Genomic DNA, 12,204 nt, shown 5'->3' with positions numbered 1-12,204 from the left:
GGGTACTCAGCACACTTCTTCGAGATCCCGGTAAGCCCGGCTTCCCGGGGCGGCCGCGACCCAGCGGTCCAGCAGGGTGCGCACCAGGTGGGCCGGTGCGGCGATCCCGCACTCGCGCTCGACCAGCCAGGACATCCCGGCCGCGCCGCCCTGGCTGAGGTGGCTGAGGTGGCCGGGGTGGGCGGCGTCGCCGTCGTCGTGCGGGTCGTGGTGGGCGGCGACGCCGTCGTCGGAGGCCATCCGGCTCTCCGAGCAGGCGCGGCACAGCAGCCGCACCGAGGAGGTCCAGTCCTCGGCCGCGTAGCCGGCGTCGGCGACCAGCCGCTCCAGCGCGTCCCGGTCCCCGGCGGTGGCGGCCTGGAGCAGCACCACGTAGGTCGGCACCGGGGAGGGCGCCCACAGCTCGATCTCGTCGAACACCGGGTAGGCGACGCCGTCGGTGACCCGCTCGCCGTGCGGGGCGCCGTCGTGCAGCACCACCTCGCCCCAGCGGCGGCCGGAGGAGGGCAGCGGGATGGACAGCACCTCGATCCGGGCCGGGTCCAGCCGGCGGCCCCAGACCACCTCGGACTCGCCGTCCGGGGAGAGCCGTACCGGGGTGGTGCCGAGGTCCAGGCTGACCGGGCCGTCCTGCTGCCCGCCGGGGCCGCCGGGCAGCTTCAGCCCGTACGCCTGCCAGGCGCGGCGGGCCAGCGGCCAGTCCTGGAGGGCGGTGGCGGTGATACCGAGGTTCCACCAGTCCGGGGCGCCGTGCTCGCGGTCCAGCAGGGCGACGGCGCGCAGCCCGGCCGAGCGGGCCTGCTCCCAGTCCCGGCGGAACTTGTGCAGCAGGGCGAGGTTGAACCAGGAGTCGGAGAGCCACGGCTCCAGGTCGGCGGCCATCACCAGCAGCGCGCCGGCGTCCTCGTAGCGGCCGTCGCCGATCAGCGTGAAGGCCCGGTCGGTCGTCTGCCGCCAGGTGGCGGACGGCCGGTGCCGTGCCCGGTGGAAGATCCTCACGTTCGTCCCTGCCGTCGTCGTCCGCTCAAGTCCCGTGCCACCGTGCCCGTACCGCCTCGGACGGTGTTCGGGGCCCGGTGCCCCGGGTCGGTGTTCCACGCTACGACCGCATCCAACCACGCCCGCCCCCGCCCGCGCTCCCCACCGCCGAGGTTGGGGTCCGCCCCTCCCCAGCCTGCCCGCCCGATCCCACCCGCTCAACCCCTGACGGCCGGAACCCGGTTTTCCCGGTCCCGCGACGCCGGCGCACGGCCCCTACCGTGCGAGCCCCGCGCACCCGGGCCCACCCTCAGCGCCGGGCCTGGCCGCCCACCCTGGCGAGGGCGTCCACCACGCGGGGGTCGTAGACCCGGCCGCGGCCCAGCCGCAGCACCTCCAGGGCCTCCAGCCGCCCGACGGCCTCGCCGACGCCCCGGCCGCGGGCCGACGTGAGCAGGTCGTCGTGGGCGTTGGCGACCCGGATGATCCGGGACGCGAGCGGCACCGGCCCCTCGCCGGGGGCGGGTCCGGTGTACGGGTCGGCCAGCCGGGCGACCTGCTCGGCGACCTGCCGGGGCACTCCGGTGCGGCTGATCACCTCGCTGCCGAGGCGGGCGATCCGCTGCTGCTCGGCGTACGGCAGCAGGGCGGTGGCGCCGTCCGGAACCGGTTCGACCAGGGAGAGCTGGCCGACGTCGTGCATCAGTGCGGCGTACTCCAACAGGGCGAGCTCGCGGGTGCCCATACCCAGCTCGCGGCCCAGCGCGCACGCCGTGTCCGCGACCCGGCGCGCGTGCCCGTGCGGGGTGTAGCCGGCCACCTCGGTGGCCCGGGCGAGGCTGGCGATGGTCTGCCCGGTGGTGGCCCGCACGGCGGCGGCGCGCCGGAAGGACACCTGGGCGAGCAGCAGCGGGGTGCAGAACAGCGGCAGCGCCCACAGCCCGACCTCGCCCGCCGCGAGGCTGACCAGCATCCCGGTGGCGACGATCGCCGAGCCGATGCCGAACAGCGAGCGCAGCTCGTCCTCCAGCGCCGCCGGGAACCGCAGCCCGCCGCCGGAGCGGCGCAGCAGCGCCGCCAGGGTCGCGTCGCAGAGCGCGGCCAGCGCGGCGACGGCGGTCAGGAACACCCCGTACGCCGGGCCCTCGGGCGAGAAGCGGTCGACCGCGCCGCCGTTGTAGAGCGGCTGGAAGACGGCGGCCGCGAAGCCGACGGCGAGCAGCCGGCGGGCGGCGCCGTCGCGGCGGGCCGGGTCGGCCCAGGGCGGACGGCCCGGCGGACGGCCGGGGCCGCCCGGCAGGACGCGGCGGGGCAGGACGAGGCAGGCCAGCCAGCCCAGCAGCAGGCCGGCCCCGGTCACCGCGACCACCTGGAGCGTCCCGTGCGCGGTCGGCACTCCGCGCAGCGGCCCGAGCAGCGCGTACGCCAGCGCGCCGGCCGCCCCGATGGGCGCCTGCTCCCGATCCCCCGGAAGGGTGATCCGGACGCACTCGCCGAGCGCGATCAGCGCGGTGAACGCCAGCACGACCCCGGGCTCCGCGACCCCGCGCACCGCGACGGCGCCCAGCGCGAGCGCCAGCAGCGCGGCGGCCACCGCGTGCACCGCGCGCGCGGTGCGCCCGCAGGGCGTGCGGCCGAGGAGCACCCGCCGCAGCGCCCGGGGCCCGAACGCCCCCGCTCCGCACACCGCACGCCCGAACGCCCCCGCTCCGGGCACCGCACGCCCGGAAGCCGCGCGCCCGGGGGCCCTCACGGCTGCCCGGCCGCGGGGACGCTCCCGCCCTGGGGCGGAACCCGGCCCGGCGCCGCCCGGACCGGCTCGGGCACCCCGAGCGGGATGTCCGGCACCGCCTCGATGCCGTCCTCCGAGTGCACCACCGGCTGCCAGTCGTGCCCGGCCAGCGCGTCGATCAGCGCCCGCACCATCACCGGGTCGAACTGGCTGCCCGAGCAGCGCTCCAGCTCCGTGACCGCCTCGCCGACCGGGCGGCCGCGCCGGTAGGAGCGGGTGGAGGTCATCGAGTCGAAGGCGTCGGCGACCGAGATGATCCGGGCGAACTCGGGGATCCGCTCGCCGGCCAGCCCGCTCGGGTAGCCCCGGCCGTCCATCCGCTCGTGGTGGTGCAGGATTCCGGCGTGCGCCTCGCCGAGGAAGTCGATCCCGCGCACCAGCTCGTACCCGTACACCGGGTGGATCTCCACCGCCCGGCGCTCCGCCTCGGTCAGGGGACCGTTTCTGCGCAGCAGCTCGGTGGCCACCCCGAGCTTGCCGACGTCGTGCAGGATGCCGGCGAAGCGCAGGGTGCGCAGCCGCTCGGCCTCCATGCCGAGCTGAGTGGCGATCAGCACCGAGGCCCGGCCGACCCGTTCGCTGTGGCCCCGGGTGTAGGAGTCCTTGATCTCCACGGCCTGCACCAGCGACTGCACGGTGGCCTGGTGGGCGTCGCGCTCGCGCTGGCCCTGGGCGAACACCCAGGCCGAGATGGACAGCGGCAGCAGGGCGAGCAGCGCCGCGAACGCGCCGTACGGGCCCTGCCAGAGCACCGCGACCATCAGCCCGCCGGCCGCGTGCACCAGCACCGGCAGGCCGCACACCGCGTGCGCCCCGCGCAGCAGCACCCCGGGGCGGCGCCCCTCGCCGAGCATCAGCATGACGCCCACCACCACCCCGTTGACCAGGCAGAACACCGCGACGGCGGCGAATCCCGGCAGCAGCGCGGCCGGGAAGCGGGAGCCGAGCAGCAGCTGCGGGCCGCGCAGCAGGTGGAAGGCGGCCGAGGAGGCGAAGGCGCACAGCGCGAGCTGGGAGCCGTTGAACAGCTGGCGCGGGCGGCAGCCGCGCCCGTTCGGGCCGCCGAGCAGCGCGGCCGGGGCGGCGACCAGGGCGGCGGCGGACGGCGGGAGCATCAGCACCCCGGCGAACAGCACCGGGAAGAAGGCGTTCACCCCGGGCCGGGCCGGCGTCCGCTCGGGCAGCGCGGGCCGGTGCAGCAGCCGGCGCACCAGCACCAGGCAGGGCGTGGGCAGGCCCTGGGCCAGGGACTCCCAGCAGCCGTGCAGGAAGGCCAGCAGCCCGACCTTGGGCCAGTCCACCGGAGCGCCCAGCCAGTGCGGCACCCCGGGGACGGCCGCGGCGGGCAGCAGCGGCACCAGGCAGCACAGCGCCGCCACCGGGACGGCCACCAGGTAGCGCGCCGCCCCTCGCGGCAGGGTCGATCCTCCACAGTCGGTAGCGATCTCGACCTCCCCGCCGTACGGACCCCGTCTTGCCTCAACGCGTCGGGCGGACCGACGGTGAGTGTCCGTCAGGAGAATAGGCCGCCGTCCGGACATGGGGACGCATGATGGCGCAATGGCGCAGTTGGCGCACCGCCAACTCACTCGAACGAGTGAGGGCACGTACGAGCGGAACGGGAGCGGCCCCGGGAGCACACACTCCCGGGGCCGCTGTTACTCCTTGCCCGACCTGCGCGAACCGCCCGCCGCACCCTCACCGGCGGGCCGGCGGACCACCGCTCCCGGTGGTCGACCACCCGGCCGTCCGCCGCACGGGCGTTCGCCGCGCGGGCGTTCGCCGGGGGCCGTCACTCCGCCTGGGCGCCGGCCTCGACCGGCGCGCCGGGGCGCTCCGTGGACCCCTGCTCGGCCGCCCCGCCCAGCCCGGGCGCCGGACGGGCCGACTCGGCGTGCACCTCGACGGTGGTCTCCACCGCGACCACCACCTGCTCGCCCGAGCGCTGCCCGGCCCGGATCGAGTCGATCCTGGCCAGCACCTTGCTGCGCAGGTCGGTCGGGGTGTCGTCGCACCCGCAGGAACGCTTGATCAGCGCCTTGATCGCCTGCTCCAGCCCGTACTGCTTCAGGCAGGGCGAGCACTCCTCGAAGTGGACGCGCAACTTTGCGCAGTCGCCCTCGGGCATCTCGTTGTCGAGGAATTCATAGAGGTGGTCGAGGACCTCGCCACACTCGGTTTCGTGCGGATCGCCGCAGCTCATGAGCCCGAGCCCTTCGCTTCCTGCCCTGCCCCGCTGCCGGCCGGGACCAGCCCGCGCTCACGGGCGTAATCCTCCAGCATGCCGCGCAGCTGACGACGGCCGCGGTGCAGCCGGGACATCACCGTACCGATGGGAGTACCCATGATGTCCGCGATCTCCTTGTACGCAAAGCCTTCTACGTCCGCGAGATAGACGGCGATCCGGAATTCCTCCGGGATGGCCTGGAGCGCGTCCTTCACATCACTGTCGGGAAGGTGGTCGAGCGCCTGGGTCTCGGCCGAGCGCAGACCGGTCGACATGTGCGACTCGGCCCGGGCCAGCTGCCAGTCCTCGATCTCCTCCGCCGCGGTGCGCTGGGGCTCCCGCTGCTTCTTGCGGTACGAGTTGATGAACGTGTTGGTGAGGATGCGGTACAGCCAGGCCTTGAGGTTCGTGCCCTCGCGGAACTGGTGGAAGGACGCGTACGCCTTGGCGAACGCCTCCTGGAGCAGGTCCTCCGCGTCGGCCGGGTTGCGCGTCATGCGCAGCGCCGCCGAGTACATCGGATCCAGGTAGCCCAGGGCGTCGCGCTCGAAGCGCTCCCGCCGGGTCTCCTCGCTCTCCTCCGCCGACACCCGGTAGGTGTCCTCACCGATCGCCTCGGCCAGCTCCTCACCGGTGAGCGCCTCGCCCGCGGGCAGGGCGTCGCCCGGGCCACGGCCCGGATCGGCCTCGTGCTCGGTCCCGACGACCGGACCCACCTCCTCGGCATGACGGGCACGGCCCACGGCGGGCCGCCCAGAAATGGAGGATATCGGGCTGACGGGCTTCTCGCCCGCGTCGAGCCACTCCGACCACGAGGGGGCGAACGCCGTGGTGGCCTCGCGCTCCTCAGGCCGCTCGGGGCACGCGATCGAACCCATCTGCCCTGCCTCTCACACCGGTGACTCGTGCTGACGGACACGACAACCACACCGGCCCCGGCCGCATTCCCGCCCCCGGGCACCATTAACTCGCACGAGTGATCGAGCGGAAACTCCCCGCTCACGGCCTCACAGCAGCCGGAGCACCCAGTCCCCCACCGACGAGCAGATCAGGTCCAGCACCTCGTCCTGCCCCACCGGCGCCCGCTTGGGCACCTCGAAGCCGTGGCTGCCGTACGGCACCGCCACCAGCTCGTGCCCCGCCGGGAGCTCCGGGAACTCCGCCGGCCCGCCGAACGGGTCCGCCGCGCTCTGCACCACCAGCGTCGGCAGAGCGGACTCCAGCAGCTCCCCGGCCCGGCTCTTCTCCGGCTTGCCCGGCGGGTGCAGCGGGAACGCCAGGGCCACCACCCCGACCGCCCCGGTCGCCGCGCCCGTGCGGCAGGCCACCCGCGCCCCGGCGCTGCGACCGCCCACCACCAGCGGCAGGCCCTGCCCGGCCAGCCGCTCCGCCACCGGCCGCCAGCCGAGGTCCAGCGTCCTCGGCGCCGGGCCGAGCCTGCGGCCCGCCACCCGCCAGGGCTGCTCGACCAGCGCCACGGTGATCCCCCGGGCCGGCAGCTTCCCGGCCAGCGCCACCAGGTCCCGGGCCTCGATCCCGCCGCCCGCGCCGTGGCCGAGCGCCAGCACGGCCACCGGCCGCTCGGCGTGGTGGTAGCTGATCCGGGCCTCCCCGGCCTCGGTGGGGACCAGTTCGGTGGTGCTCATCGCAGTGACTCCAGGAAGGTTCAGAACAGGGTGGTCTCGTACTCGACCTCGGTCCACGGCTCCTTGAGCTCCGGACCGTTGTTGCGGATGCTGCCGACCGCCGGCGACACCGGGGTGGCCAGCAGCGCGCCCGGCGGCGGGGGTACCAGCAGCCGGCGCAGCCCGTCCGGGTCGGTCGACCGCGGGTCCAGCCACGCGTCCCAGTCCCCCGGGTCCAGGAACAGCGGCATCCGCTCGTGGATCGGCGCCAGCGACTCCTCGGCGTCCGTGGTGACGATCGTGAAGGTCACCAGCCAGGCCTCCGGGTGCCCGGGCGGCACCGCCCGGTTGCGCCAGAACTCGTACAGCCCGGCCAGCGCCAGCGGGGTGCCGTCGGCCCGGGAGACGAAGTACGGCTTCTTGCGGGCCTTTCCGCGCTCCCCCGGCACCGTCTGCCACTCGTAGTAGCCGTCCACCGGCAGGATGCACCGGCGCGCGGCGAAGGCCTGCCGGTACGAGGGCTTCTCGTGCACCGTGTCCGACCGGGCGTTGATCATCTTCACCGCCGTCTCGGCGGAGTTCGACCACTGCGGCACCAGCCCCCAGCGCAGCACCCGCAGCTGCCGCACCGGCCGCGGCCGCTCCCCGCCCAGCCGCTCCAGCACCACGAAGGCGCTGTTGGTCGGCGCGACGTTCCAGTTCGGGTCCAGGGTCTCCGCGGGATCCCAGTGCTCGACGTCGAACAGCTCGACGACGTCCTCGGGCTTGCTGCTGGCTGCGAACCGACCGCACATGCGGGCCAGCTTGCCATGCCACCGGTCCTCAGGACTTGTTCATCCCCGGACCAGAACCACCCGCCGCCTCCCGCCCGTCCCCGCATGGGAGGCTGCCCCGAACGGCCCAACGCGACGGCCCACTGCGGCGGACGGAGGCGGAGAGACACCGATGAACGCGAACGACCGGACCCTCGGCGACCTGTGGAACCAGGTGACCGGCACCCAGGCCGCCCCACCCGGCTGGCTGGTCCTGGCGACCTGCGCCGCCGCCCTGCTCACCGTCCTGGCCCGCCCGCTCTGGCACGTCGCCCGCAACGCCGTGACCATCGCCCACGAGGGCGGCCACGGCCTGATCGCCGTGGTCACCCGCCGCAAGCTGGCCGGCATCCGGCTGCACTCGGACACCTCCGGGCTCACCCTCTCCTACGGCCGCCCCACCGGTCCCGGCATGGTCCTCACCGCCGCCGCCGGCTACACCGCCCCCGCGCTGCTCGGCCTCGGCTGCGCCGCCCTGCTCGCCGCCGACCGGATCACCCTGCTGCTCTGGCTGGCGATCGTGCTGCTGCTCGCCCTGCTGCTGCGCATCCGCAACGCCTTCGGCTTCCTCAGCGTGCTGGTCGCCGGCGGCGCCTTCTTCCTGGTCTCGTGGTTCGGCAGCGCCGAGGTCCAGGCCGGCTTCGCCTACCTCGGCTGCTGGTTCCTGCTCTTCGGCGCCGTCCGCCCCGTCCTGGAGCTCCAGCACCAGCGCCGGATCGGCTGGGCCCGCGACTCCGACGCCGACCAGCTCGCCCGGCTCACCCACGTCCCCGCCCTCGCCTGGGTCACCGTCTTCCTGCTCGTCGCCCTCGCCTGCCTCGGCCTCGGCGCCGCCTGGCTGGTCCAGCCGCTGCGGTAGCCGGCCGGGGCCTCCCGCCGCCCGACCGACGAGGGGGCTTCCTCCGCGGCCCCTAGACTTGCCCCATGACCGAGACCCTGTGGCCCGCCCCCGTCGCGACCAGCCCCGTCGACGCCACCGTCACCATCCCCGGCTCCAAGTCGGTCACCAACCGGGCCCTGGTGCTGGCGGCACTCGCCGACGGGCCGGGCTGGGTGCGGCGCCCGCTGCGCAGCCGCGACTCCCAGCTGATGGCCGACGGCCTGCGCGCCCTCGGGGTCACCATCGAGGAGAAGGTCAACAACGACTCCGGCGGCACCGGCGGCGGCGAGGCCTGGCGGGTCATCCCCGCCCCCGCGCTGCTCGGCCCCGCCTCCGTCGACGTCGGCAACGCCGGCACGGTGATGCGCTTCCTGCCGCCGCTCGCCGTCCTCGCCGACGGCCCGGTGCACTTCGACGGCGACCCGCGCTGCTACGAGCGCCCCCAGCACGGTGTGATCAACGCCCTGCGCGCGCTCGGCGCCCGGATCGAGGACGGCGGCCGGGGCGCCTTCCCACTCACCGTGCACGGCACCGGCTCGCTGGACGGCGGCCCGGTCGAGCTGGACGCCTCCTCCTCGTCCCAGTTCGTCTCCGCCCTGCTGCTCTCCGGGGCCCGCTACAACCACGGCATCGAGGTCCGCCACGTCGGCGGCCCGGTCCCGTCGCTGCCGCACATCCGGATGACCGTGGAGATGCTGCGGCTGGCCGGCGCCCAGGTCGACGCCCCCGAGGACGGCGGCGAGAAGGACGTCTGGCGGGTCACCCCCGGCGCCCTGCTCGGCCGCGACCTGGTGGTCGAGCCGGACCTCTCCAACGCCGCGCCGTTCTTCGCCGCCGCCCTGGTCACCGGCGGCCGGGTCACCGTGCGGGACTGGCCCAGGCACACCACCCAGCCCGGGGACCAGCTGCGCGAGATCTACACCCGGATGGGCGGCGCCTGCGAGTTCACCGACGAGGGCCTGCAGTTCACCGGCACCGGCCGGATCCACGGAATCGAGGCCGACCTGCACGACGTCGGCGAGCTCACCCCGGTGATCGCCGCCGTCGCCGCGCTGGCCGACTCCGAGTCCCACCTGTACGGCATCTCCCACCTGCGCCTGCACGAGACCGACCGGCTCGCCGCGCTCGCCAAGGAGATCAACGACCTGGGCGGCGACGTCACCGAGACCGAGGACGGCCTGCGGATCCGCCCGCGCCCGCTGCACAGCGGCATCTTCCACACCTACGAGGACCACCGCCTCGCCACCGCCGCCGCCGTGCTCGGCCTCGCCGTGCCCGGCGTCGAGGTCGAGAACGTCGCCACCACCGCCAAGACCCTGCCCGACTTCCCCGGGATGTGGTCCGAGCTGCTCGGCGAAGCGGCGGCGGGCGCCTGAGCGGAGACTGAGCACATGCGCCGCTACGGCAAGGACGCCGACGAGGACGACATCCGCAACCGCCCCGCCCGCCGGGGCTCCCGGCCGCGGACCCGGATCCGGCCCAAGCACGAGGACGCCGCCGAGGCGATGGTGCTGACCGTCGACCGCGGTCGGATCACCTGCCTGGTCGACCTGGGAACGAAGCAGGAACGCGAGGTCGTCGCCATGAAGGCCCGCGAGCTGGGCCGCAAGGGCGTCGTCGTCGGCGACGTGGTCAACCTGGTCGGCGACCTCACCGGGGAGGCCGACACCCTCGCCCGGATCGTCCGGGTCGAGGAGCGCACCTCGGTGCTGCGGCGCACCGCGGACGACGACGACCCGTACGAGCGGATCGTCGTCGCCAACGCCGAGCAGCTGGCCATCGTCACCGCCCTGGCCGATCCGGAGCCGCGCCCCCGGCTGATCGACCGCTGCCTGGTGGCGGCGTACGACGCGGGCATGGAGCCGCTGCTGGTGCTCACCAAGTCGGACCTCGCCCCGGCCTCGACGCTGCTGGAGACCTACGCGCCGCTGGGCATCGAGTACGTGGTCACCCGCCGCGACGAACTGGAGACCACCGGCGCCGAGGCCGTCCGGGAGCACCTGCGCGGCCTGTCCACGGTCTTCATCGGCCACTCCGGCGTCGGCAAGACCACTCTGGTCAACGCGCTCGTCCCGGACCGCCGGCGGCAGACCGGGCACGTCAACGCCGTCACCGGCCGCGGCCGGCACACCACCGTCTCCGCGCTGGCGCTGCGCCTGCCCCCGCCGCCCGGCGCCAAGCCCGGCTCGAAGAAGGCGCTGAACCCCGGCTGGGTGATCGACACCCCCGGCTTCCGCTCGTTCGGCCTCTCGCACATCGATCCGTCCCGGGTCATCCTCGCCTTCCCCGACCTGGAGGCCGGCACCGCCGACTGCCCGCGCGCGTGCAGCCACGACGAGCCGGACTGCGCGCTGGACGCCTGGGTCGCCGAGGGCCACGCCGAGGCGGCCCGGCTCTACTCGCTGCGCCGTCTGCTGGCCAGCAAGGACGGCGAGGCCGACTGAGTCCGGCCGTCCGCGGCCCGTCGGCGGGGTTGGTGGCCCGTTCGAGGTGTCGGAGCGGGCCCACCTGGCGATCATAGGAAAGTCGGGCCGTATGCGGTCCGCCCGTCGATCGACAGGGAGGGCACGCGATGGCATGGGCCCTGGTGGTCCTGGCCGGCCTGCTGGAGACCGGCTTCGCGATCAACCTCAAGCTCAGCGAGGGCTTCACCAAGCTCTGGCCCACCATCAGCTTCTGCGTGTTCGCCCTCGGCAGCTTCGGCCTGCTCACCCTCTCGCTGAAGACCCTTCCGGTCGGCCCCGCCTACGCGGTGTGGACGGGCATCGGCGCGGCCGGCACCGCGATCTACGGCATGCTCTTCCTCGGCGAGAGCACCTCGGTGCTCAAGCTGGTCTCGATCTCGCTGGTGATCGCCGGTGTCATCGGCCTCCAGCTCAGCGGCACGAGCCACTGACCGGCACGACCGACTGAGCGACCGGCGGAGCCGACACGGCGCGCCGGACGGCCGCGCGCGCCCGCACCCGCTCCGGGCCGCTCCGCGAGCCCGGCTGTGCCGATCGGGGGAGGCTCGCTAGGGTTTCGGGCATGGCCGATTACCACGACGACCTCCGACTCGCCCATGTCCTCGCCGACTCGGCCGACTCGGTCACCCTGGATCGCTTCCGCGCCCTCGACCTGAAGATCGAGACCAAGCCCGACCTCACCCCGGTGAGCGACGCCGACAAGGCCGCCGAGGAGCTCGTGCGCAGCGTGCTCCAGCGCGCCCGTCCGCGCGACGCCGTCCTCGGCGAGGAGTTCGGTCTCCAGGGCTCGGGCCCGCGCCGCTGGGTGATCGACCCGATCGACGGCACCAAGAACTACATCCGCGGCGTCCCGGTCTGGGCCACCCTGATCGCCCTGCTGGAGGACGGTCCGGACGGCGTCGAGCGCCCGGTGGTCGGCATCGTCTCCGCCCCCGCGCTGCAGCGCCGCTGGTGGGCGGCCAAGGGCCTGGGCGCGTTCGGCGGCCGCAGCCTGACCAAGGCCTCCCGGCTGCAGGTCTCCGGCGTCTCCCGGATCGAGGACGCGTCCTTCTCCTACTCCTCGCTCAGCGGCTGGGAGGAGCGCGGTCGCCTCGACCCGTTCCTGGACCTCACCCGCGCCTGCTGGCGCACCCGCGCGTACGGTGACTTCTGGTCCTACATGATGGTCGCCGAGGGCGCCGTCGACATCGCCGCCGAGCCCGAGCTGTCGCTGTGGGACATGGCGGCCAACTGCATCATCGTCGAGGAGGCCGGCGGCCGCTTCACCGGCCTGGACGGCGTCCCCGGCCCCGGCGGCGCCGACGCGGTCGCCTCCAACGGCCTGCTGCACGAGGAGGCCCTGCGCCGGCTCTCCGTCTGACCCAGGCCGGCCCGAGCGTGGTCGCGGCCCCCCGACCAGTGGGAGCTGGTCGGGGGGCCGCCGCC

Annotated in this window: 12 protein-coding genes; 5 read left to right on the top strand and 7 right to left on the bottom strand. The window is 74.8% G+C overall.

Annotation, left to right across the window (positions count from 1 at the left end):
* Positions 1–6: 6 nt before the first annotated feature.
* From ACFVUY_RS14180 to ACFVUY_RS14150, 7 genes are all read right to left on the bottom strand, one after another.
* Complete coding sequence (locus ACFVUY_RS14180) at positions 7–999, bottom strand: hypothetical protein (RefSeq protein WP_359908447.1); 993 nt, start codon at positions 997–999, stop codon at positions 7–9.
* 289 nt (positions 1,000–1,288) lie between these two features.
* Positions 1,289–2,623 (bottom strand): HD-GYP domain-containing protein, encoded by a 1,335-nt coding sequence (locus ACFVUY_RS14175; RefSeq protein ID WP_380540019.1) that lies wholly within the window; start codon positions 2,621–2,623, stop codon positions 1,289–1,291.
* A gap of 104 nt (positions 2,624–2,727) precedes the next feature.
* Positions 2,728–4,161, bottom strand: a complete 1,434-nt coding sequence (locus ACFVUY_RS14170; protein WP_387695174.1) for an HD-GYP domain-containing protein — start codon at positions 4,159–4,161, stop codon at positions 2,728–2,730.
* Positions 4,162–4,562: 401 nt separating this feature from the next.
* The gene (gene rsrA / locus ACFVUY_RS14165; RefSeq protein WP_387694949.1) at positions 4,563–4,973 is read right to left on the bottom strand and encodes a mycothiol system anti-sigma-R factor; all 411 of its coding nucleotides are present in this window, start codon (positions 4,971–4,973) and stop codon (positions 4,563–4,565) included.
* On the bottom strand, positions 4,970–5,875 hold the full coding sequence (locus ACFVUY_RS14160) for a sigma-70 family RNA polymerase sigma factor (RefSeq protein ID WP_387729862.1): 906 nt from the start codon (positions 5,873–5,875) through the stop codon (positions 4,970–4,972). The genes rsrA and ACFVUY_RS14160 overlap by 4 nt, the downstream gene beginning before the upstream one ends.
* A gap of 129 nt (positions 5,876–6,004) precedes the next feature.
* Complete coding sequence (locus tag ACFVUY_RS14155; protein ID WP_387729859.1) at positions 6,005–6,643, bottom strand: alpha/beta family hydrolase; 639 nt, start codon at positions 6,641–6,643, stop codon at positions 6,005–6,007.
* Positions 6,644–6,663: 20 nt separating this feature from the next.
* The gene (locus ACFVUY_RS14150) at positions 6,664–7,416 is read right to left on the bottom strand and encodes an SOS response-associated peptidase (protein WP_387694947.1); all 753 of its coding nucleotides are present in this window, start codon (positions 7,414–7,416) and stop codon (positions 6,664–6,666) included.
* A gap of 151 nt (positions 7,417–7,567) precedes the next feature.
* Between ACFVUY_RS14150 and ACFVUY_RS14145 the strand changes: the two genes are divergently transcribed.
* From ACFVUY_RS14145 to hisN, 5 genes are all read left to right on the top strand, one after another.
* Positions 7,568–8,293 carry a M50 family metallopeptidase gene (locus ACFVUY_RS14145; protein WP_387729857.1) on the top strand — a complete coding sequence of 242 codons (726 nt, stop codon included), beginning with the start codon at positions 7,568–7,570 and terminating at the stop codon, positions 8,291–8,293.
* Between the two features lie 65 nt (positions 8,294–8,358).
* Positions 8,359–9,690, top strand: coding sequence for a 3-phosphoshikimate 1-carboxyvinyltransferase (gene aroA, locus ACFVUY_RS14140; RefSeq protein ID WP_387729854.1), 1,332 nt, complete (start codon positions 8,359–8,361; stop codon positions 9,688–9,690).
* 15 nt (positions 9,691–9,705) lie between these two features.
* Positions 9,706–10,758 carry a ribosome small subunit-dependent GTPase A gene (gene rsgA, locus ACFVUY_RS14135; protein WP_387694944.1) on the top strand — a complete coding sequence of 351 codons (1,053 nt, stop codon included), beginning with the start codon at positions 9,706–9,708 and terminating at the stop codon, positions 10,756–10,758.
* A 128-nt stretch (positions 10,759–10,886) separates the two neighbouring features.
* On the top strand, positions 10,887–11,210 hold the full coding sequence (locus ACFVUY_RS14130) for a DMT family transporter (protein WP_380448541.1): 324 nt from the start codon (positions 10,887–10,889) through the stop codon (positions 11,208–11,210).
* 131 nt (positions 11,211–11,341) lie between these two features.
* Positions 11,342–12,139 (top strand): histidinol-phosphatase, encoded by a 798-nt coding sequence (hisN, locus tag ACFVUY_RS14125; RefSeq protein ID WP_380540004.1) that lies wholly within the window; start codon positions 11,342–11,344, stop codon positions 12,137–12,139.
* The last annotated feature ends 65 nt before the right edge of the window (positions 12,140–12,204 follow it).

The organism is Kitasatospora sp. NPDC058063, from assembly GCF_042885395.1.
Classification (GTDB): Bacteria; Actinomycetota; Actinomycetes; order Streptomycetales; family Streptomycetaceae; genus Kitasatospora; species Kitasatospora lactacystinica.
This window is presented reverse-complemented; position numbering and strand designations above follow the sequence as displayed.